Raw genomic sequence first — 21461 nt, forward strand, 5'->3', positions numbered from 1 at the left:
CAAATATTCGGCCTTAGCGCAGTTCGAGAACCTTCTTTGGGAGCGATTGCTGAAGGTAAGTCCGCGTACGCTGCGTCTTTTTGTTATTTACCTGCGCCCTGACCAGAGATACAGCCCCGATGGCCGCACAGAAACCTCCGATGGTGCCGGTCCACCATGGAAGGCGAGTCAGGTCCACGGTCATCTGCACGGCAAAGAACGCTCCCATGAACAGGAAGCAGGCGCCCAGGAGCCGGATTTGCGACTCAGCCAGGGCATCGATCTGCAACTCGGTCCACGCGCCAGGCCATGCAATGTCGCGGGTTCGGGCGGGCAACAGGCGCTCAGGATGGAACTGGAGCCATCCGCCTGTGACGGCCACTGCCGCTCCGAAAATCACCAGTATCCAGTCGAGAAGTACCATCGTTCCTGATTTGCGCAGAGATATCCATGGCGTCGGAAAACGGCTGACATGGGTGAGTTGATCCTTTCCAGTATCGTGCCAACCATGGCAGGTGGGCAAACCCGGGAGTCGCTGTCCACTGGGAAGAGGCGGAATTGGTATGTGGGCCATGACTGCCGGTGCCGCGTGAATGCTACAATCGTGATGCGGCACCCACCGAACAATTCCTCACGGACGTGATTACCTTGGCTGACGATATTGAACAGAAAAGTCTGACCTACGCCGATGCGGGCGTGGACATTGAGCAGGCAAATCGCACGAAGCAGCGCATCAAGTACCTCGCCCATCGCACATTCAACAAGTGTGTGCTCAGCGAAATTGGCGGCTTTGGCGGGCTGTTCCAAGTAGATAAGAAAAAGTTTGTCGATCCAGTCATGGTGTCGAGCGTTGATGGAGTCGGCACAAAGCTGAAGCTCGCCTTCGAGATGAACGTGCACCACACGGTGGGCGGCGACCTGGTGAACCACTGCGTAAACGACATTGCCGTGCAGGGCGCGACGCCACTGTTCTTCATGGACTACCTGGCAGTCGGCAAGCTTGAACTGGAGATCGCCGAAAAGGTGGTCAGCGGATTGGCCGATGCGTGCAAGCACAATGGATGCGCGTTGATTGGCGGCGAAACGGCGGAGATGCCGGGCTTCTACCCCGAGGGCGAATACGATCTGGCCGGGTTCATCGTGGGCGCAGTCGAGCGCGACAAGATCCTTACGGGAAAAGACGTGCAGATCGGCGATGTGCTGGTGGGTCTGCCCTCCACCGGACTGCACACGAACGGCTACTCGCTGGCCCGCAAGCTGATGTTCAATGTGGCCGGGTACACGCCCGACACCTATGTGAACGAGATGAAAGGCAAGGTCGGCACCGAACTGATGAAGCAGCACAAGAGCTACTGGCCCATTGTGCGCCGCGTGGTGGATGCCGAGGCCGTGAGCGCCATGGCACACATCACCGGAGGCGGCATCACTGAGAACCTGCCGCGCGTGCTGCCCAAAGGCGTTGGCGCACTGGTGGAAATGGGAAGCTGGCCCGTCCTGCCGATCTTCGAGCATCTGCAGAAGATTGGAAACATCGAACAGGCAGAGATGATGCGCACATTCAACATGGGCATCGGGATGATCCTGGTGGTGCCGGCGAAAAAGTTCAAGAAGGTGCAGTCGATCCTGGATCGCGCCGGAGAAAAGGGCTACGTCATTGGCCGCATCGTCAAGGGCGAGCGCAAGGTACAGTACACGTAAATCGCGCGTTTAGGTACGACATGCCCCGCAGAACAGCGGGGCATTCTCATTTAGTTCCTTCTTTTGTTACTTCGCGGGCCAGATGCCGAGCAGGCGGCGGAGGGCGAGCAGTTCTCCGACGTGGTAGGCGCTGTGATCGATGATGAGCATCGCCTCGCGAAGCAGGTTCTGACCGTCGCCCCAAGGAAATGGCGTTGCAAGGTCCTGCCCTTTGTCCTGAACTAGCTTGATGACGGCATCGCGGTCGGCCAGGACCTTGTTGATGGATTCGTCCCATGCTGCGGCGGTGGGAGGCTCGGCAGAAGTGGGCCAGTAGTCGTCGGGCCACTTCATCTCCTTATAACTGCCGTCGTGATTGCGGATGAAGCGCAGAATGTCGTCTTGAGCAATTCTGATGTGCTCAAGCAGTTGCCACGCTGAGTATGGAAGGCTGATGCCGTTTCCACCTTCGACTTTTGCTCCGCGCAGCTTTTCGGGGAAGTTCTCCACCACGTCTTCGAAGGTCGCGTGCGCATGGCCGCCCTTTAGAGCGGCAACGAGCTCTTTGCGCAGCGCGCTTTCCGTGTCTTTTGCCATGAATGCCAGGCCTCCTGAGTGCTAGATTGCACGCGGACTGCGGGCGATGCACCCCAGCACAGAAATCGCGCGGCTTGAGCATCTCCCGCACGGGGCGATATGCTGAAAGTCCATGAATCGAAAATCGATGATTCGACTCGGGATACTTATTTCCGGACGCGGCTCGAACTTCCTGGCCATTGCGGACAATATAGTCAGCGGCAGGCTACAAGCGGAAATTGCCGTGGTCATCAGCAATCGCGAAGACGCAGCAGGGATCGAGGCGGCGCGAGAACGCGGATTGAAAACGCTGGTTCTACCAAGCCGCGGTCGCAAGCGCGAAGATCACGATCGCGCGGTGTCCGAAGCCCTCCGCGAGGCTGGAGTTGAACTGGTCGTGCTCGCGGGATATCTGCGACTTCTTTCGCCATGGTTCGTGCAACAGTATCCGGGGAAAATCCTGAATATTCATCCCTCGCTTTTACCCGCATTCCCGGGACTCGAAGCGCAGAAGCAGGCACTGGAATATGGAGTGCAATTCAGCGGATGTACGGTGCACTTTGTGGATGAGCATCTGGACCACGGCGCGATTGTGCTGCAGAAGGTGGTCCCGGTGCTGGCATCGGACGACGAACATGCACTTTCGGAACGAATTCTTGCGCAGGAGCATGTGGCGTATAGCGAAGCAATTGCGTTGGTGGCGAGCGGGGACTATCGAGTTGAGGGCCGCCGCGTGTTGCTGACCGGGGCAACGAGCCGGGCTAAAGATACCTCTAATGACTAAAACACGCCGAGAGGATATCGCTCAATATGCCAGACTTTCGTTTTGGGGATTATCAGTTTTCACGTCGTCAAAGAAATTTCACGTCGGCGATCGGCTTTCTTATGATTGGCTTGGGAGTGGGAGCCCTCGCCACATTGTTGTTCACCCCTAAGACCGGGCGCCAGGTAAGGAAAGAATTCCGTCGCCGGTATGAAGATGCCCGCGACACGATGGGCGACTGGACTGATCGCGCAGCAGATATGTGGGATCGTCGCGAGGAGTGGGCTGAGGCCGCAAAGCGCAAAACCGAGCCTGTAACCCGGGCATTCCGCAGCGCAAAGGGCTAAAGCAGGTTTCCGAAAATTGGCGCAGAAGCGCGCGCGGAAAGACTAGAGCTGAGGTTTCGGACACCGAAACCTCTTTGCCTTTTAGTAGAGGTGGAAGTTGACTTCCATGTTGACTTCCACGGGAACGGGCTTGCCGTCCTTCTGGCCGGGCTCAAATCGCCAGAGGCGTGCCGCCTCGATGGCCTTTTCGTCCAATCCCATGCCGAGCGAACGCACGACATTGATCTCGTGGGTCTTGCCGTCGGTGCCGATGATGACGCGCAGCACCACAACGCCCTGCCACTTGTTCTTGCGAGCTTCTTCGCTGAATTCGGGATCGACCTTATAGATGACTTTGGGAGCGCTGACACCGCCACCAACGCGATAAGCGCCGCCGCCGATTCCGCCGCCCCAGCCGGGACCGACACCGGGGCCACGGCCAGAACCAACACCACCGCCAGTGCCACTGCCGATTCCACCACCCGTGCCCGTACCATTCGAGGCCGGTCCGAGAACTTTCGATAGCGGATCGCCCATGGGGCCGACTTGCGGCATTTTGATCTCTGGAGGGACTACCACGGTGGGCGGTACGGCCAGTTTCGGCCTTTCCATCGGCAACACCGTGGGAGGCGCGATCTGCGTTTTCGCGAATTTGGGCAGCGCGCCCTTGGACGCCTGAAGCTTATCATGCGACCCGCCGCCACCTCCTCCGCCGGATACGGTTTTGGAAGATGGCATGACGTAGGGACTGATGTCCACAGCCGCACCGATGGTCTGCTTGATTTCGGGAGCGTGGGACGCCGTCCAGCTTCCGACCCAGATAAGGGAAGCCAGGATCGCCGAATTGAGCAGAAACGAGGCTACGAACGAGCCCTTCTTGACTTCGTAGAGCCCAGTTCCGTCTCCAAAAAGTGTCGGCAGCACATCGTGTTTTTGCTCGCCAGGGAGCGCCTGGCTCACCGGATTTTTCAATTCCGAGGTGGACATTAGTGAGTTCAAGTATAAATCGGCGCACTGTGAACTGCTTCAGAAAAACACCTGACAGGCGGCTGCGATTCGTCTCACTACGGTTCATGGCCAAATTAGGCAATTTGGGAATTGGAGGCAGGACTGTAGGATATGGCGGCTTACAGGGGCACGATGACGCGCAGGGCCCGGGGTGAAACCGAAATTTCCGCCGGAGCGTGGCATAGGTACTCGCCATCGGCATACATGGGCAGTGGAGTGTCACTCTCGACAAATACCTGTCGGGTGCGAAAGTAGCGCACGCCAGGAACCTTGAGGTGGGTGCCGGAGTAGATCCGATGGAAATGGCGCAATACCGCGCCCCTGGACATTGCCGGAACGAAACACAAATCGAGCTGGCCGTCATCGAGTTGGGCCTCCGGCAACATTCGGATGCCGCTACCATATTCGGGCGCATTGCCAACCGCCATCAGCAGAACCGAGCCGTCAAGACGGCATTCGCGGCCTGCGGCGTCATAGCTGTGCACGGTGACCGTGGGCGGAGTGTACCGCGTCAGCGCGCGCAAGGCCGCCAGCCCGTAGCCACCATGACGGCGAAGCCACGACGGCATCTGACTGGCACGCTGGTTGGTTTCCGAATCGAGCCCCAGCCCGGCGATTCCGGTGAAGTAAATCATGCGCTGCTGCCGCGCCGCCGTCTCCGCATGACGCAGGTGATGGCGCATGACCACAGGCCCGAGGGGAAGCTGCGGTTGCGGGATGCGGCCGTCAACGTCGGGGAAGGTGGTGGAATCCAGCGGCTCGAAGTCATCCTCTCCTCCCGGGTCGGCCATGGGACGCACGGTGCCAAGGTCGATGGTGCGCACGTTATCCCGGCGGTCAAGATAGCGGCGCCAAGCACGTAGCGCCTGGGTGAGATCCGGAATTCCGATGCAGCGCGCAAAGTCATTGGCAGTACCGGTGGGCACTATTAGGAGCGGTGTTTCCGCATAGGCGAGTGATGGAAGAACGCGATGGACTGATCCGTCTCCCCCGAAGACGACGGCCACGTCAGGAAGGTCAGCAGGGTCGAGCGCGTTGCCACGAAACACGTTGACCCGCGCGTCGCGAAAGGGCTCGACAACGCTGGGCTTCAGATACGAATGGACGATGGCTGCGGCTCGCACCGGGGAATTGTACAGCGGCCTGAAGCGCGAAAAACAAAAACCGTGAGCTGCTTAAAAACAGCATCTGGAGGCAGACCCGCCCAACAGAGCTACCCGGTCACCAGGCCGACCTGAAGGTCCTGAGCTGCCTGTTCGAGACTAGTCGCAGTGCCCAGGTCGCGCCAGTAGAAGTTGCTGGCGTCGAAGGCAACAACCCTGCCTCCCTCGTCGGCTATCCGAAGGTACACGGGAATAATGGGGAAAGGGCGGTCACTCTTCATGGCACCGCCGCTGCGCCGGAAGAACCCTGGCGAGATGACGTGAATTCCGGTGAATCCGAAAGGCTGGAACTCTGCTGAGACTCTCGCTAAATGTGGTCGCCCATCGAGCACGCGCCCGCAGAGAACGCCTTTATGGTCGAAGAGCAGCTGGCGCGAACTCTGGCGATGCTGCACGGCGAGAGTTACAAGCGCCTGCTGCTGATGATGAGACCTCACCATGGCTCCGAGATCGATGTTGCTGAGCACATCCACGTTGTGGACGATGAATGGCTCGGTCTCGTGCTCAAAAAAATGCGCGGCTTTTTGTAGTCCGCCTCCGGTGTCGAGGAGAACATCTTCATGAGAGATCTCGATGTGCATGCCGAAATTACGGTGCGCATGTAGATAGTCGATGACCATGTCGGCAAAATGATGCACGTTGATGATGACTTCGTGAATGCCAAAACCTCGCAGGCGGGAAAGCGTGATCTCGAGCAGGGTGCGACCGTCGAGTTCGACCAACGCCTTGGGACGTGTATCGGTCAGGGGACGCAAGCGGGTGCCGAGTCCGGCAGCGAAGACCATAGCCCTCATCGCACCCACCTCTCCTGCTCGCGATGCTGCACTACAACGTTTACTCCACGCGCTCGGAGGCGCTTTGCGACCTGCTCGGCAAGAAACACCGAGCGATGCTGTCCGCCGGTGCAGCCGAAGGACACCATTAGGTGGCGGAATCCGCGGCTGGTGTAGTTGCTGACACTGGCATCCACTAGCGACATGACAGAGGCGAGGAACTGGTGCACACTCTCCTGCTGGTTGAGGTAGTCGATGACAGGGGCGTCCTGACCGGAAAGCTTCTTGAAGCGCTCTTCCCGGCCGGGATTGGGCAGACTGCGCGCATCGAAGACGAAGCCTCCGCCGTTTCCGCTTTCATCCGATAGCGGCCCGCGATGAAAGGAAAAGCTTGAGACGAGCACCGTGAGTTTTGGCGGCTCGGCAACGATGCCTTGCAGCTTTTCCGAACCGACCATGCCGGTGAAGGCCTCCATGAGCGTGGGCAGCGCGATAGGTAGCGTGACGTTGTGCAGCAGCCATCGCAGGTTTCTCAGCGCATAGGGCACCGATTGCAGAAAGTGCGACTTGCGCTCGTAGAATCCGCGGAAACCGTAGGCCCCCAGAGCCTGCATGATTCGGATGTAAACGTAGGCGTAGTAATAGTTCATGAACTGCTCGCGATCTACGCTAATGAAGCGGGAGATCGCGTCGAGGTAATGTTCGAGCAGTTGTGCGCGCAGTTCGGGCGGCAGGTCGGCCTTGCCATCAAACAGCAATGAGGCGATGTCATATTGCAGGGCGCCGCGGCGTCCGCCCTGGTAATCGACGAACCAGGGCTCGCCGTCGAGCAGCATGATGTTGCGTGATTGGAAATCGCGGTACAGGAAATAGTTGTGATCGGCGCTCAGCAAGAATTTCGTGAGGCGGCTGAAATCCTCTTCGAGCGCTTGCTCGTTGAAAGCGATGCCCGCGAGCCGGAGGAAGTAGTACTTGAAGTAGTTGAGGTCCCACGCAATCGATTGACGGTCGAAATGCGCGCGCGGATAGCAGACTTTGTAGTTCAGGTCTTGTCCCGCCTCGACCTGGAAACGAGGCAGCACCTCGACTACCTTGCGATAAGCTTCGACCACCTGCGGTGCGATCTCGGCTCCGGCACGATGGCTGGAGAGAAACTGATAGAGCGTTGTGTCTCCGAGGTCCTCTTCGAGATATGCGCCTTGGCTGAGGTCATCGGCATAAATCTCAGGAACTGGAAGTCCATGTCTGCGAAAGTGACGAGAAAACTCAAGAAACGCGACGTTCTCCTCACGCACATCGTGAATGACACCGATCGCTTTGCAGTTGTCATTGGAAAGGCGGAGGATCTTGCGGCCCGATCCGCCAAGCTCGCCCTGTACGGCCTTGACTTCGGTGGCGGAGGAGTGAAAATGCTGCTCAAAGAGCTTTCTGAGAACGTCCATCGATTTGATTATTCCTGACCGTCTGCTGCTGCACTTCAACGTTAGCAGATTGTAACGGCAGAAACAGTTGGAACACCGTGCCGCTCGAACCCTCTTTGCGGCTGCTGCGGAAACGCAATCGCCCGCCGTGCTTGCGCGCAATCTCCGCGGAAATCCAAAGGCCAAGCCCTGTTCCCTTGATGCCTTTGGTTGTGAAGAAGGCCTCGAACAGACGTTTCTTGGTCAACTCGTTCATGCCCTCGCCGGTGTCGGCGATCGTGAGACGCAGGGTCTTGCGCCCATCGAGCCAGTCGGTCGCGATCTGGCTGCGCAAGAGCAAGCGGCCTCCGCGCCACAAGGCATCGACGGAATTTCCTATGAGATTGTTGACCACCTGACGAATTTCGCCATCGAAACACATGACCCGCTGATCCGTTCGATAATCCTTCTCGACCTTGATGCCCGAACTGCTCAATCGGCTCATATGCAGGGCGAGAATCGGATCGATCATCTCCGCCGCGTTCGTCTCAGTGGCCTTGGTCGATTGGCGATGGAAGCGAAGCGTATGGGTCACGATCTGCGAAACCCGCGCCAGTTCGCGCTCGGCGGCCTCAAGATACTGCTGACCTTCGCACGAAAGATTTTCTTCGCGAAGGAGGTAGAGGAGATTGGTCACTGCCTCCAGAGGATTGTTGATCTCGTGCGAGATGGAGCTAGCAAGCCGTCCGACGGCGGCAATCTTTTCGCTTTGGATCAGCGCTAACTCGGCACGCTTCTGCGCAGTGATCTCGAGAGAAGCCGCTGAAATTGCCTGAATTGTGCCGTCGGCGTCATAAACGGGATAGTAATTCACCGTCCAATAGCGATGCTCGCCGGGGCTCATGGGCAACTCGCCTTCGAGCAGAGCGTTGCTGATCGGCTTGCCGCGCGCTACCTGCTCGAACATCTCGCGCAGTCCCTCGATGGGCGCGATTTCGGTGAGCGTCTTGCCGAGGATCTCCTCCGGGGGGAGTCCTACGATTTCAGCTTGACGGCTGTTTAACCGGAGATATCGAAACTCAACGGGATCGAACAGAGCGAGTCCGATGGGCGCGGTGCGATAGATGGCCTCGAGTTCGGCCCACTGCTGCTGGGCTTCCTTGCGGCTCGCCTTCAACTCTTTTTCCGCGCGCTTGCGTTCGGTGATGTCCACAACGCTTCCCACAATGCGTTCGACAGAGCCAGAAACATTGCGGTGGATGTGCCCGGTCAGAGCAACCCAGCGTTCGCCTCCCTGCGCATCGACCAAGCGGTGATCGTGAACCTTCAGCAATTCGCCAGGTTGTGCGACAGTGGCGCGCAACTCGTGATCGAGCCGCTCGCGGTCGTGCGGATGCACCTGCGAAACGTAATACCGCCAATCGGGCTCTTGCGAGCAATCGAAGCCAACGGCGTCGCAAAACTCAGGCGACCACTCGATGGTTCCATTTGTCAGATCCCAGTGGAACATTCCGAGGTGGGCCGCCTTCTGGGCCAGATGCAGGCGTTCGCCGACGACCTCTAACTTGCGACGTGCGGCTACCTGCTCGGTCACTTCAGATGACACATTGAGAAGATCGCCATTCGCCAATCTTGTTACAGACCAACGCCAGTAGGTAGATCCGCGCGTGAAGCCAGCGTGTTCGTATTCGGTGCTGACAAAGGGCTCATGCGTATCGCGCACACGCTCCAAGATATGGAGCACCTCGGAAACATTCGGGGCGATGTCAGACAGCTTGCGTCCGATGAGGCTCTCGCCAGCCCATTCCTCATCAAAGAAATGGACGAAGTAGGGATTGCACCATTTCACGCGCAGCTCACTGTCGAAGACGGCGATGCCCGCAGGAGCGTTCTCCACAATACTGGCTAAGAGCTCGCGCTGCTGATCAACGGTCGCGAACAACTCCATGCTCTGAGCCTGTGCGGTATTGCGCTGCTCGAGATGAGCCTCACTCGAAAGCAGGCCGCTCATTCTGTTCGCTACGAGTTGGAAAAACAGTGCGTACTTGGCATCGAAGACCAGACGCGGATTGGCGCCAAGCAGCAACACATAACGGGCCTCTACGTCGCCGTCAACCGGCTCGAGATAAGCGGTTTGAATCTCTTCGGGCCATTGCTCGTCGAAGATAGGGCCAACGCGAGAGCTGAGATCATCGACGCGGCGGGGTCGGCCAGTAAGCGCTGCTTCCACTACGGGCAACCGCTCGGCCAAAAGCTGCGCGTCGGCTGACAGTCCAGTCTGCGCCACTACGCGCGGAATCCAATCGTCGAGGCGATACAGAACCGCAAAAGGGATGTCTCCTCGATTGGTGTCGAGCGTTCGCAGGAGCTGAATGGCGACCTCGTCCGTCGTCTCTGCGGTGACATCTTCCTGCTCGATAGTAAGCAGGGTTCGGAGTCGGCGGTCGTTCAATACCTGCTCGGTCGTCTCATGGCAGGTGACCAGAACCCCGCGTGCGCAGCCTTCGGAGTTGCGGACAGGACTATAGGAATATACCCAGAACACTTCCTCCATCTTTCCGTTGCGAAAGATGGGGACCAGCTTATTGACGTTCCAGACGGCCTCGCCTGTCCGGAGTACCTGCTCTACCTCAGCACCGACAATGGGCCAAACTTCTTTCCAGCACTCTCTTCCAGCCTGGCCTAAGGCATGGGGATGCTTGCCGGATCCGAGGATGGTGCGCGATCCATCGTTGTAGAACTGGATAAGTTCGGGGCCCCACCAGAGAAACATGGGGAACTTCGAGGCGAGCAGCAGATTGACCGTGGCGACCAGCTCGCCGGGCCATTGCGAGATCGGACCCAGGGGCGTGTTTTCCCACGCAAATCTCCGCGTAAGTTCCGCCATCTCACCCGAGCTGACGATTCGGTTGGGCACCGTCGTTCTCCATCGCCGTTTCCTGCACAGAAAGTCGCCCAGGAAACAGATCAAGCATTGCAGCAAGTATCCAGAACCGCCGCCTTAATGTAAAGTCCGCTCTGAACGGGCAGAACAGGTTTGAACAGTCGTGAACATTTCACCATTCCGATTCAAATCCGCTGGTGTTCGCTGGTAATTTCCGCTACTCTTGCCGGTCGAAAGAGAGTTCATGATGATTAAACTTCGCGTGGTTCTCGCAGGGGTTCTCGGCGGCATTGTCCTGTTTCTTTGGCTCAGCATCGCCCATATGGCCACACCACTCGGAGCAGCCGGAATTAGCCAGATTCCCGCAGACCAGGCTGTGATGGATAGCCTGCGTGCAAACGTGCCAGCCGAAGGACTGTATCTCTACCCCAGCCTGGGAGTTCCCTTCGACGCGCCGCGCGCTCAACGCCAGGCCGCGATGAATACCTATCTTCAGCGTTACTCCTCCGGCCCCGCCGGGATGCTCGTGTACAAGCCTGTCGGCGGCAGCATGATGACACCTGGACAGTTAATGGCAGAGCTGCTCAACAATCTCGTCCAAGGACTGGCGTTGGCTATGATCCTTGCCCTGCTCGCCTCGCACACGATCGCCTCAGGCATTTATGTCGGATTCGCCGCGGGCGTTTGCGCCGCTACGGCCACCAACGTTTCCTACTGGAACTGGTATGGATTCCCGGCCAAATTCACAGCCGCGGCCATCATCACCGAACTTATCGGTTACATATTGATGGGAATGACATGCGGTTGGCTTCTGAAACGGATGGCGAGAAGAACGGCTGGCGCATAAATGCGTATGGCTGCCCAGCGCACTTCCGCATTCGCGGACCGACGGCTATGATGAGGATCACCATGCAAGAGGGTAAGACAATGGCTCCGCGGGAACCCGAGCGCAACTTCTTCCAGAAGGCGGTCTATAGCTTCTTCGCTCTATACCTCGGGGTTACACCACCTGCGCCCGGGCAGGAAGGCTTCTACGCCGGACTGATCATCGCCATTCTGCTGGCGCTGGCCGGGGTAGGCTACCTCATCGTGCACTTCCTGCTCAGGCAAATGCTCGGTTAACGCTGGTCAGGCGGCCGGCTCCAGTACATCCATCTCCAACAGGTTCGGGCTGATGATCAGCTTGGGCTCGGTGGCGGCCTGCACCTGCTCGACTGTTACTCCAGGCGCAATCTCCTCCAGCACTAGACCTTCGCGACGCACGCGGATGAAGCCCATCTCGGTCACAATTGTGTCCACCACTTTGAGTCCGGTAATAGGCAGCCTGCAATGGTTCAGTATTTTCGGGTGCCCGTGCTTGTTGGTGTGCTCCATGGCGACGATGACACGGCGCGCGGCAGCAACGAGATCCATGGCTCCGCCCATGCCCTTCACCATCTTGCCTGGAATCATCCAGTTGGCCAGATTGCCCTCGGCATCGACTTCCATGGCGCCCAACACGGAAAGATCGACGTGGCCGCCACGAATCATTGCAAACGACTCGACAGAAGAGAAGAACGCAGTTCCGGGAAGTTCGGTGACGGTTTCCTTGCCAGCGTTGATGAGGTCGGGGTCCTCGTGGCCTTCTAGCGGATACGGGCCGACGCCGAGCATGCCATTCTCACTCTGCAGAATCACCCTGATCCCCTTGGGAACATGGTTGGCGATCAAGGTAGGCATGCCGATGCCGAGGTTTACGTAGTAGCCGTCCTTCAGCTCGCGTGCGATGCGCCGCACGATATATTCACGAATGTCGATTTTTGCTTCCGGAGTCTTGTTCATCATTTCCCTCTTAAGCTGCATGCTTGCGCACCTTGCGGCGCTCGATCCGCTTCTCTTCGCCCACCGCCTGGAAGATGCGATGCACATAAATGCTCGGCGTGTGAATCTGATCGGGCGGAATTTCTCCGGGCTCTACGAGTTCCTCGACCTCGGCGATGGTGACGCGGCCAGCGGTGGCGATCATGGGATTGAAGTTCTGCGCCGTCTTGCGATAGACGAGATTGCCCCACTTGTCGCCCTTCCACGCTTTCACGAGCGAGAAGTCGGCTTTCAGGGCGCGCTCCATGACGTAAGTGCGTCCATCGAACTCGCGCGTCTCCTTGCCTTCGGCAACGATTGTTCCTACGCCGGTGGGTGTAAAGAATGCAGGAATCCCGGCACCCCCGGCGCGAATACGCTCGGCTAAAGTGCCCTGTGGAATCAGTTCAAGTTGCAGCTTGCCGCTAAGAACCATTTCCTCGAAGAGCTTGTTCTCGCCAACGTAGCTGCCCTTGTGGCTGCGTATCTGCCCTTTGCGCAATAGCAGTCCAAGGCCGAAGTCATCGACGCCCATGTTGTTGCTGATCGTATCCAGATTGCGCACGCCTTTCTTCTCGAGCGCTGCAATCAGATTCTCTGGAATTCCGCATAGGCCGAAGCCGCCGACCATGAGCGTGGCGCCATCAGGAATATCGAAGATCGCTTCCTCGGCGTTCGCAAACACTTTATTCATGTTGTCTCGCTTTTCCCCTGAGTTTCAGCAGGCTGGAGTTGCCTGCCTCGTCGCGCTTGATTCACACGAGTGGATGCGGGCCTCCCCACAAGGCCGCCGCGCAACAGCCATTTAGATGCAGAGTTGTCTTCGAAGTTATCCGGGAGAAACAAGAAAACAAAGAGCGGATAGAGTGGACAGCGTTGGACGGCTAGCGCTAAACGAGCGGAGGTGCAGAAGAGCCCAGATTTGGGAACGTAGCTACTCGTCCACCGTATGAAACTCAACCATGTGGTCGTTGAGTTCTTCGCGCGAGCACGCAACGAAATCGCAACCAGGGCACTTCAGTTCACGACTGCTACACCCGGAGCGGCTGCAACCGGATTTCAGGTCGGATTTAAGTTGAGACTTCATTCGGAAGGGGAGGATGGTAGCCATACCTATGAAAATAGGCGCTCCAGCTCACCTCCACAATGAGCGATACCACTCAATCCTTGTCTCGGAAACCCTAGTCGCGTTTCCAGAGTTGAGTCGCACGAGTCGTGAGTGCAATCTGTACCAATGTATGGTGCCTGGCAACGTTGTAGGATCAATGGATGACCGAACGAATCGAGAACAGAAGGTGAGAGACTGGCCAGCATATCCGGTGGCCCGAAGGGTTTCCGAGCTCATTTACCCACGTTTCATGCGCGGGCTCGCGAACAACAACAACGGGCGTGCCGACTCGCCACATCGGCCCGAACTGGCCGACATCGAAGCCATGATCGACGCCACGTTCTGGGCGAGCCTGCGTCGCGAAGAAAGCTATGTTCCTACGATCTCCGCGGCATTTCTCGATCCCGATTCGGCGCGGGTACCATTGCGCTTCGCGCAGCCACTTCCCTTCGCGCCTGACGCTCTCGCACGGCTGGCTCCGGCGGTGGAGCGTCCTGGGGTACATCTTGGAGTGTGGCGCCGAGATGGAGAGCTGCAGGTATGGGGCACAGCAACGCGCATCCCGAAGCACTGCTTCGTCGTTGAAGTCACATCGCCGGGGTTGCTGGTGATCAAGGAGAGCCGCGGCGAGGACACGGGCAAATTTGCCAACGTGGCCGTGCTTGAGGGCGACCTGATCAAGGTGCTGAGCGAAGACTCGATGAATCTTCCCGAGTGCCTGCCAATGGTGCGCAACATGCTCGGCTTTGGGACGGAAACGACCCCAGCGGACGACCTGAATGTGCTGTTGCAGCTTGCAATCTCAATGCGCCTGCATGGGCGCGGTGGTTCCCTGCTGATTGTGCCGGGCGAAAGCACGAGTTGGAGCGAATCGATTGTGCCGCCTATCCAATACGGCGTGTCGCCGCCATTCCTCGGACTTCCCGAACTGCTTGCAACCGGACCCGCCGCACCTGATGCGGCATGGAAGAATTCGCTGCGTAGAACCGTGGACGCTGTAGCCGGACTGACCGCGGTGGACGGCGCAACAGTCATGAGCGACAACTATCAACTGATCGCTTTTGGCGCAAAGATCGGACGCCGCCCGGGAGGGACCCGGGTAGAACAGGTTGTCGTGACCGAACCTGTCGCAGGCTCGGCACCTGAAATCGTGCACCCTGCGCAACTCGGAGGAACGCGACATCTCTCGGCTGCGCAATTTGCGCAGGATCAACCTGACTCGATGGCACTGGTTGCATCACAGGATGGGCGCTTTACGATCTTCGCGTGGTCGCCGTGCGAAGACATGGTGCACGCCCGCCGCATCGAGGCGCTATTGCGATGAAAGGCTAGCGCGGACACCGCTACGGAGTTTGCAACAATGTGCCGAAACATAAGGGGACTCTTTAACTTCGATCCTCCGGCCACGCCGGAGGAGATACACGCCGCGTCACTGCAGTTTGTGCGGAAGATCAGCGGTTTCAATAAGCCTTCGAAGGCAAATGAGGAAGCGTTTCAACGCGCAGTGGACGAGGTGGCGGAGGCTTCCGCACGCCTGCTGCGCTCACTAGAAACTACAGCCTCACCCAAGAACCGCGAAGAAGAGGCGGCGAAGGCAAAGGCACGGAGCGCGGCAAGATTCCAGACATAAGAAGAATCAGCAGTGGCCACGCCTCGCATCGCGAATGCAGCTGATGCGAGCCTGATGGACCCGTTTCCGAATCTCAGGTGCGCTGGGAGCGCACGCCGATCCAGCTCAGCAGGGGTGTCGTCATGAAGGTGGTGACCAGCGCCATGATCACCATGAGCGCAAACATCTCTTTGGAGATGACCCCGAGATCGTAGCCGACATTGAGTACCACCAGCTCAACCAGCCCTCTCGTGTTTAGCAGAACACCGAGCCCGGTCGATTCGCGCCAACTAAGTCCGTTGGATCGCGCAACAATCATGCTGCTGTCGAGTTTTCCGGCTACGGCCACGGCAAGAACCGCGGCAAGCGCCAGCCACATGCCTGCTCCCCGCACGAGTCCGAACCTGGTGCGCAGGCCCGTGTGCGAAGAAGACCGGAAGCAAAAGCGTGGTGCTTAGAGGGTTGGCAATGCCATAGAGTGGCTCGACCGACATGCCGCGGCGGTCATAGATCTCGCATCTGGCGTGATCGACGCGCTCGACCAGCTCAGTCGAAAACTGTTTTGCTTCGGCGAGGTTGTCGAAGATATAGCAGCACTCCGCCCGCTGCGGGGCGAGGGGAGCTCCAGTTGCATCGAGAACGACGGATGTATGGACGTCGAGAATGAAGACCGCGTATTGGGCGTCGCCCAGCAATTCCATCCAGTGCTTGGGCACCCTGCGTGGATCATAGATGGCCACTTCACGCATGCAGCTGCGGCTACCTCCACGACTCTGATTACTTCTTGAGAAACTTCGAAAATTCCCTTGCAGACTCGAAGCTGCTGCGAAATTCCGCATCGCCTAACGCGTGGCGAATACGCCTCAACTCGGCTTCCATCGCTTCGAGCGCCACACTGATGTTCTCCCGGTTGCTGGCAGCGATTTGCTCCCACATGGCTGGATCGCTCTCGGCCAGGCGTAACATGCTGCGCAATCCGCCTGCATGGATTTGCAGCGAAGGATTGGAAGGCGAGCGGAACGCAACCTCAAGAGTGAGTGACAACGCCGTCGAAAGCATCTGCGGAAGATGGCTGGTGTAGGCAAGCGTGCGGTCGTGCTCTCCGGGAGTGTTGAAGACAACACGCGCCCCAAGCGCTTCAAGCACCGTGCGCAGCCGCAAGTGCGACGGGATTTCGAGAGCCGGCAGGGTAGCATCCACCGGAGTCAACACCCAAACACAACCCGAGTAGAGATTGGCTTCAGCATGGTCCAGTCCGGAGACTTCGCGGCCTGCCAGCGGGTGTCCCGGGAGAACTCGCGCGCTCGCGTCGGCACCGAAAATCCAATGTGCGGCTGCGGCAAACGCTGCTTTCGTGCTTCCGACGTCGGTGACCAGCGCTCCGGGCTTAAGCCTGGGCGCGATCTGTTGCAGCAGCTTTATGCTGGTCTCGACCGGGGTGCAGAGGAAGATGAAATCGCTCTCTGCGACCGCTTCGCACGCGTCGGTCGCACCGGAATCAATGGCGCCCAGCTCAACCGCACGCGACTGCAGCGCTTCGCGTCCACAACCGACGATGTGCTGCGCCAGTCCAGCGTGACGCAAGGCGAGCCCCAATGAGCCACCCATCAGCCCGAGGCCTATGATGGTGACACGGTTGAGGCCGGGGGCGGTAGAGGTCACGGACGCTCCAGCACGTCAGGCGATTGCAGCCGGCGCATGGCGGCAAGGATGGCCGTGTAGATGGTCGCAAGTTCTTCGTCAGGCATGGGACCGTTGTTGCACCGGGCTACATTAGCCATGACGACGGCTTCGCGCTTGGGTTCGTACACCGAGAGGTGTTTTTGCTGCTTGTAACGGCCGATTTCCAGCACGCAACGAGCACGCTGATTGAAGAGCTCCACCAACTTTTCGTCGATTGAGTCGATTTCACTGCGCAGTTGATTCAGGTCGGTCGGCGTCATGTCGCTCCCGTTCGTCGCTATTGTCCGTACTGCTTCACCCAGGCGTCCTGCTCGGCCTGAAGTGTCTTGTCGATCCAGCCTATGTATTTGCGCCCGTTTTCGTCTTTGCCAACCCACACGCGGGTCGAAGGATCAAGGTGTGCTTCGCCGTCGGCAAGGGACAGTTTCTGGCCGGCTTCGACTGCGGAGCGCGCGGCAGCAACATCAACAGGGAAAAACTGCGAGGTCATGAGCCGATCGTTAAAGAACGTCAGCACCAGTTCCCCAGATTGCCCATCGATGCTCGCGTTCTTTTTCGAGATGACCAGCAACCGGTATGGCGGCCGCGAATCGCTGGGCAGCGGCGCGCGATCAAGAAGAATATCGAAGTTGCCGCCCATCATATCGAGCTTGCGTTCGGCAGTCTGCAGACTTTGTCCGCTATAGAGATTGCCAGCCAGCTTGCTTGGCTTGAAGTTCTTCTCGCTCTGGCGCTTGCACGAGCTCACGAGGCACAGCATGAATACAAGGGCGCAGCATAACAGTCGTCTGTCGTAGGTCATAATAGCTGCTCAAAGTATAAATTCACCGCGCCAGAGTTGCCCAGTTTTGCTGGCGAGATACGCACTAGTCGGCAAGAACCCGCTGATTCCATCACGCGAATTCGCTTTTCATTCACCGCGCGCGCGAAATCTCTGCCTTTTACCGGAGGCTTTCCTACGGTCACCGTCCCACGAAAGCACAATCGGATGTAGCATGTTGAGTCGCGCTTTTGAGCGCGTACTCCAGGAGATAGCAATGCAAAGATCGGCAAAAGCCCATTGGCAGGGCGGACTTAAAGATGGACGCGGAACTCTGACAACGGACAGCGGAGTTTTATCTCAAACGCAATATTCGTTCAGCACGCGTTTTGAAAACGGCGCCGGCACCAATCCCGAAGAACTCATTGCAGCCGCGCACGCAGGATGTTTCTCAATGGCGCTCTCCGCACAACTCGACGGAGTAGGGCTGAAAGCGGAGGCCATCGACACCACAGCCGCACTGACGCTGGAAAAGACCGACGCGGGGTTCACCATCACGAAGATTCATCTCGACCTGCGTGCCAAGATTCCGAATGCCGACGAAGCCAAGTTCCAGAAGGCGGCGGCGGATGCAAAGGCGGGGTGCCCGGTTTCTCGCGTGCTGAAAGGCGCGGAGATCACGATGGACGCCAAACTGGTATAGTTTCCAATTCTCGATTGAGGGACTCGGCGCCCGCCGAGTCCTTTGTTATTGGAGAGCTCTGTAGGAATATCAGCAAACATCTGGGGCGTGACCTTCATCCAAACCTGAGCAGAATCGGTTTATGGGTCCGCGAATCGCGAGTGCGGAACCGGATGGTGCTTTTTGAAGATCACAGTCTTCGGCCTGACCTTGTCGTCTTCGTGGGGCAACGGTCACGCCACTCCGTATCGTGCAATCCTACGCGCTCTGGATCGCCTGGGGCATGATGTCACTTTTTATGAGCGCGACGTTCCTTACTATGCCAGGCATCGAGACTTCAGTGCGTGCAGCTACTGCGACCTGAAGCTCTATTCATCGTGGGATGAGATCCGCTGCGAGGCACTGCAGGACGCGGCAGAGTCCGACGTGGTGATGACCGCCAGCTATGTTCCCGAGGGCGATCGCATTGCTGACGAATTGCTCGTGATGGATGGGCCGCTTTGCGTTTTCTACGATTTGGATACTCCCATCACCTTGCAGCGGCTCGCAGAGGGCGATCTCGACTATCTCAGGGCGGAACAGCTGTCGGAGTTTGACCTGGTGCTCTCGTGGACCGGCGGGAAGGCGCTGGAATCGCTTGTCGGAGACTTCGAGGTGAAGCTCGCGCGGCCGTTGTTCGGCTGCGTCGATCCGGATGTGTACCTTCCGATAGAGCCGCGCAATGACCTGCGCTGCGCACTCAGTTATATGGGAACGTATGCTGCCGATCGACAGGCGAAGCTCGACACATTGTTCCTGGGGCCGGCGCGGCAGCGAACAGGGTTGTCATTCCTGCTGGCGGGCTCGATGTATCCGCCAGAGTGGCAGTGGCCGCAGAATGTCAGGCGCGAAGAGCACCTCACGGTTGCAGATCATCCGGCGCTGTACTGTTCTTCGCGGCTTACGCTGAATTTAACGCGTGAGGCAATGGCGGCCTCGGGATATTGCCCTTCTGGAAGATTCTTTGAGGCTGCGGCTTGCGGAGCGCCGATTGTGAGCGACTGGTTCCGCGGACTCGATTTCTTCTTCGAACCGGGTGAGGAACTGTTGATTGTGAACGATGCAAATGACGTGATGGGAGCGCTCGAGCTGCCCGATCGTGAACTGTTGAAGATGGCACAGAGAGCGCGCCAGCGAACGCTCGACGAGCACACGGGCGTCGAACGCGCACGCACGATGCTGGCGGCGTTTGAGGCTGCACGCTCACCTAACCCAAGCAAGCCAGAGATGGAGGCCGCATGATTGGCATAATTCCCGCAGCAGGCGCAGGATCGCGCATTCAGCCGCTCGGATGCAGTAAGGAACTCTTGCCTGTAGGTTCGCGCGAGATAGCGGGAGTGGAACGGCCAAAGGCCGTGTCGGAATACCTGGTGGAACGCATGATCGCCGCAGGCGCGACGCAGATCTGCATGGTGATTTCGGCGGAAAAGAGCGACATTGTCCGGTACTACGCAGAGCGCGACTATGCAGCAGAGATCTTCTACGTCGTGCAGCAGCACCCGAAAGGGCTGTGCGATGCGCTGTTTCGGGCTGAGCCGTTTGTGCGCGCCGAGGAACCGGTGCTGATTGGATTGCCGGATACGATCTGGTTTCCGGAGAACGCGTTTCGCGCATCGGTGGAGCAGGGTCCGGATGTGAGTCTCGTGCTGTTTCCGGTAGAAAATCCCAGCGTGTTCGATGCAGTGCTTTGCGATGAAATGGGGCGAGTGGAGCAAGTCGTGGTGAAGCAGCCGAATCCCGGTACGAATTGGGTGTGGGGAGCAGTCACGGCACTGGGACGCACATTCCACGAATTGCGTTTGCTATGGGAGGCGCGGCATCGCGAGGATGAGTATCTTGGACATTTGCTCAACGCATACATCGCGGCAGGAAACTCGGTTCACGCTGTGACAAATGGCGAGCACTACATGGACGTGGGTACGATGGAGGGCTACCATAAGGCACAGGATTTTTTGCGAGCGCGGAACCGCCAAGCAGCGGTGCATGCGAGCGAGCAGAAGCTGAGTGCCGCATAGTTCTGCGACGGAGGAATTGTCGCTCGCATCTAGGAACTATGTCCACAACGACAGAGAAAGACCGCACTACTTTCGAAACACGTCAACTCGGCAATTCAGACCTAAAACTTACTCCCATCGGCTTTGGCGCGTGGGCGATTGGCGGCGGAAACTGGGACTTTGGCTGGGGACCGCAAGACGATCGCGAGTCGGTCGAGGCCATTCTGCGCGCGCTCGATGGCGGACTCAACTGGATCGACACCGCTGCAATCTATGGGCTGGGGCATTCGGAAGAGATTGTTGCCAAGGCGCTGGCGCAAACATCACACAAGCCGTACGTTTTTACGAAATGCTCGATGCGGTGGCACGAGAACCGGCAGATCTATCGCAGTCTGAAGAGAGATTCGCTGCGGGAAGAGGCTGAGAACTCTCTGCGGCGGCTCAAGGCGGATGTGATCGATTTGTATCAAGTCCACTGGCCCGATCCTGATCCAGAGATTGAGGAAGGTTGGGAGGCGCTGGCGCGCATCAAGGAAGAAGGCAAGGTGCGTTACATTGGCGTCTCGAACTTCAATGTTTCGCAGATTAAGCGCGCGCTGAAGATTGCACCAATCACTTCTTTGCAGCCTCCCTACTCGCTGGTGAACCCTGCAGTGCAGGATGAGATTCTTCCCTTCTGCAAGCAGAATAGTATCGGCGTGATCAATTACTCTCCCATGGCGAGCGGACTGCTGACAGGCAAAATGACAGCGGAACGAATCGCCGCGATGCCGGAAGATGACTGGCGTCGGCGCGCTCCGCAGTTCGGGGAGCCGAAGCTGTCACGCAATCTGAAACTCGTCGAGTTGCTGCGCGAAGTTGGAAAATCGCACAACGTCGAACCGGGCGTGGTGGCAATCGCGTGGACGCTGAGAAATCCGGCTGTAACGGCGGCAATTGTCGGAGCACGCCGGGCGGGCCAGGTGGACGGAATTCTTCCGGCAGCGACGTTCCGGCTGAGCGATGAGGAGTTCTCACGAATCAACGATTTTGTGAGGGCGAATCCGGCGTAGAGAGCCAGGCTTTGTCGGTTGTGTAAGAGCAGAAGATAGAACTACAAGAGCAAAAACAACTACCCACCCTGAACTCGAAAGGCGCGAGTTCAAGGGTGGGGCACCCGAATTCACCGTCCAGTGACGTTCTATCTGCGGGTACTCGT

Annotated in this window: 24 protein-coding genes; 11 read left to right on the forward strand and 13 right to left on the reverse strand. The window is 58.2% G+C overall.

Annotation, left to right across the window (positions count from 1 at the left end):
* Positions 1-13: 13 nt before the first annotated feature.
* Positions 14-403, reverse strand: coding sequence for a hypothetical protein (locus tag AC6IY8_RS12400; RefSeq protein ID WP_497774803.1), 390 nt, complete (start codon positions 401-403; stop codon positions 14-16).
* 224 nt (positions 404-627) lie between these two features.
* Between AC6IY8_RS12400 and purM the strand changes: the two genes are divergently transcribed.
* A complete protein-coding gene (gene purM / locus AC6IY8_RS12405; protein WP_497774804.1) occupies positions 628-1677 on the forward strand; it encodes a phosphoribosylformylglycinamidine cyclo-ligase in 1050 nt (349 codons plus the stop codon).
* A 66-nt stretch (positions 1678-1743) separates the two neighbouring features.
* Here the strand turns inward: purM and AC6IY8_RS12410 are convergent, their stop codons facing one another.
* Positions 1744-2253, reverse strand: a complete 510-nt coding sequence (locus AC6IY8_RS12410; RefSeq protein ID WP_497774805.1) for a DinB family protein — start codon at positions 2251-2253, stop codon at positions 1744-1746.
* 127 nt (positions 2254-2380) lie between these two features.
* Here AC6IY8_RS12410 and purN point away from each other — a divergent pair, with 127 nt between their 5' ends.
* Both purN and AC6IY8_RS12420 read left to right on the forward strand, forming a co-directional pair.
* Complete coding sequence (gene purN / locus AC6IY8_RS12415) at positions 2381-3016, forward strand: phosphoribosylglycinamide formyltransferase (RefSeq protein ID WP_497774806.1); 636 nt, start codon at positions 2381-2383, stop codon at positions 3014-3016.
* 26 nt (positions 3017-3042) lie between these two features.
* Positions 3043-3342, forward strand: a complete 300-nt coding sequence (locus AC6IY8_RS12420) for a YtxH domain-containing protein (protein ID WP_497774808.1) — start codon at positions 3043-3045, stop codon at positions 3340-3342.
* An 81-nt stretch (positions 3343-3423) separates the two neighbouring features.
* On the opposite strand, the gene AC6IY8_RS12425 is transcribed toward AC6IY8_RS12420, so the two are convergent.
* The 5 genes from AC6IY8_RS12425 to AC6IY8_RS12445 all read right to left on the reverse strand — a co-directional run bounded on the left by AC6IY8_RS12425 (position 3424) and on the right by AC6IY8_RS12445 (position 10582).
* Entirely contained in the window at positions 3424-4308 is an 885-nt protein-coding gene (locus AC6IY8_RS12425) for an energy transducer TonB (RefSeq protein ID WP_497774809.1), read from the reverse strand.
* 140 nt (positions 4309-4448) lie between these two features.
* A complete protein-coding gene (locus AC6IY8_RS12430; protein WP_497774810.1) occupies positions 4449-5453 on the reverse strand; it encodes a diacylglycerol/lipid kinase family protein in 1005 nt (334 codons plus the stop codon).
* Between the two features lie 89 nt (positions 5454-5542).
* Entirely contained in the window at positions 5543-6286 is a 744-nt protein-coding gene (locus AC6IY8_RS12435; protein WP_497774811.1) for a nucleotidyltransferase family protein, read from the reverse strand.
* Positions 6283-7707, reverse strand: a complete 1425-nt coding sequence (locus tag AC6IY8_RS12440) for a RapZ C-terminal domain-containing protein (RefSeq protein ID WP_497774812.1) — start codon at positions 7705-7707, stop codon at positions 6283-6285. Before AC6IY8_RS12440 ends, AC6IY8_RS12435 begins: the two co-directional genes overlap by 4 nt.
* Positions 7682-10582: a PAS domain-containing protein gene (locus AC6IY8_RS12445; RefSeq protein WP_497774813.1), complete on the reverse strand. Its 2901-nt coding sequence runs from the start codon at positions 10580-10582 to the stop codon at positions 7682-7684. The genes AC6IY8_RS12440 and AC6IY8_RS12445 overlap by 26 nt, the downstream gene beginning before the upstream one ends.
* A gap of 211 nt (positions 10583-10793) precedes the next feature.
* Here AC6IY8_RS12445 and AC6IY8_RS12450 point away from each other — a divergent pair, with 211 nt between their 5' ends.
* Together AC6IY8_RS12450 and AC6IY8_RS12455 are read left to right on the forward strand one after the other, a co-directional pair.
* The gene (locus AC6IY8_RS12450) at positions 10794-11396 is read left to right on the forward strand and encodes a hypothetical protein (RefSeq protein WP_497774814.1); all 603 of its coding nucleotides are present in this window, start codon (positions 10794-10796) and stop codon (positions 11394-11396) included.
* Between the two features lie 62 nt (positions 11397-11458).
* Positions 11459-11671: a hypothetical protein gene (locus tag AC6IY8_RS12455; RefSeq protein WP_497774815.1), complete on the forward strand. Its 213-nt coding sequence runs from the start codon at positions 11459-11461 to the stop codon at positions 11669-11671.
* A gap of 6 nt (positions 11672-11677) precedes the next feature.
* On the opposite strand, the gene AC6IY8_RS12460 is transcribed toward AC6IY8_RS12455, so the two are convergent.
* Positions 11678-12373 (reverse strand): 3-oxoacid CoA-transferase subunit B, encoded by a 696-nt coding sequence (locus AC6IY8_RS12460; protein WP_497774816.1) that lies wholly within the window; start codon positions 12371-12373, stop codon positions 11678-11680.
* A gap of 7 nt (positions 12374-12380) precedes the next feature.
* Positions 12381-13082: a CoA transferase subunit A gene (locus AC6IY8_RS12465; protein WP_497774817.1), complete on the reverse strand. Its 702-nt coding sequence runs from the start codon at positions 13080-13082 to the stop codon at positions 12381-12383.
* 571 nt (positions 13083-13653) lie between these two features.
* On the opposite strand from AC6IY8_RS12465, the gene AC6IY8_RS12470 reads away from it, so the two are divergent.
* Together AC6IY8_RS12470 and AC6IY8_RS12475 are read left to right on the forward strand one after the other, a co-directional pair.
* Positions 13654-14820, forward strand: a complete 1167-nt coding sequence (locus AC6IY8_RS12470) for a putative sensor domain DACNV-containing protein (protein WP_497774818.1) — start codon at positions 13654-13656, stop codon at positions 14818-14820.
* A gap of 36 nt (positions 14821-14856) precedes the next feature.
* Complete coding sequence (locus AC6IY8_RS12475) at positions 14857-15126, forward strand: DUF2277 domain-containing protein (protein ID WP_497774819.1); 270 nt, start codon at positions 14857-14859, stop codon at positions 15124-15126.
* Between the two features lie 73 nt (positions 15127-15199).
* Here AC6IY8_RS12475 and AC6IY8_RS12480 read toward each other — a convergent pair whose 3' ends face one another.
* The 4 genes from AC6IY8_RS12480 to AC6IY8_RS12495 form a co-directional block, all read right to left on the reverse strand.
* The gene (locus tag AC6IY8_RS12480) at positions 15200-15520 is read right to left on the reverse strand and encodes a cation:proton antiporter domain-containing protein (RefSeq protein WP_497778630.1); all 321 of its coding nucleotides are present in this window, start codon (positions 15518-15520) and stop codon (positions 15200-15202) included.
* A 362-nt stretch (positions 15521-15882) separates the two neighbouring features.
* On the reverse strand, positions 15883-16767 hold the full coding sequence (locus AC6IY8_RS12485; protein WP_497774820.1) for a prephenate dehydrogenase: 885 nt from the start codon (positions 16765-16767) through the stop codon (positions 15883-15885).
* Entirely contained in the window at positions 16764-17048 is a 285-nt protein-coding gene (pheA, locus tag AC6IY8_RS12490) for a chorismate mutase (protein ID WP_497774821.1), read from the reverse strand. Before pheA ends, AC6IY8_RS12485 begins: the two co-directional genes overlap by 4 nt.
* A 17-nt stretch (positions 17049-17065) precedes the next feature.
* The gene (locus AC6IY8_RS12495) at positions 17066-17590 is read right to left on the reverse strand and encodes a hypothetical protein (RefSeq protein WP_497774822.1); all 525 of its coding nucleotides are present in this window, start codon (positions 17588-17590) and stop codon (positions 17066-17068) included.
* A gap of 235 nt (positions 17591-17825) precedes the next feature.
* Here AC6IY8_RS12495 and AC6IY8_RS12500 point away from each other — a divergent pair, with 235 nt between their 5' ends.
* The 4 genes from AC6IY8_RS12500 (at position 17826) to AC6IY8_RS12515 (ending at position 21315) form a co-directional block, all read left to right on the forward strand.
* Complete coding sequence (locus tag AC6IY8_RS12500) at positions 17826-18251, forward strand: OsmC family protein (protein ID WP_497774823.1); 426 nt, start codon at positions 17826-17828, stop codon at positions 18249-18251.
* Between the two features lie 162 nt (positions 18252-18413).
* Positions 18414-19511, forward strand: a complete 1098-nt coding sequence (locus AC6IY8_RS12505; RefSeq protein WP_497774824.1) for a CgeB family protein — start codon at positions 18414-18416, stop codon at positions 19509-19511.
* Positions 19508-20284: a sugar phosphate nucleotidyltransferase gene (locus AC6IY8_RS12510; RefSeq protein ID WP_497774825.1), complete on the forward strand. Its 777-nt coding sequence runs from the start codon at positions 19508-19510 to the stop codon at positions 20282-20284. The genes AC6IY8_RS12505 and AC6IY8_RS12510 overlap by 4 nt, the downstream gene beginning before the upstream one ends.
* A 38-nt stretch (positions 20285-20322) precedes the next feature.
* Entirely contained in the window at positions 20323-21315 is a 993-nt protein-coding gene (locus AC6IY8_RS12515) for an aldo/keto reductase (RefSeq protein WP_497774827.1), read from the forward strand.
* The last annotated feature ends 146 nt before the right edge of the window (positions 21316-21461 follow it).

This window comes from Koromonas soli (genome assembly GCF_059726265.1).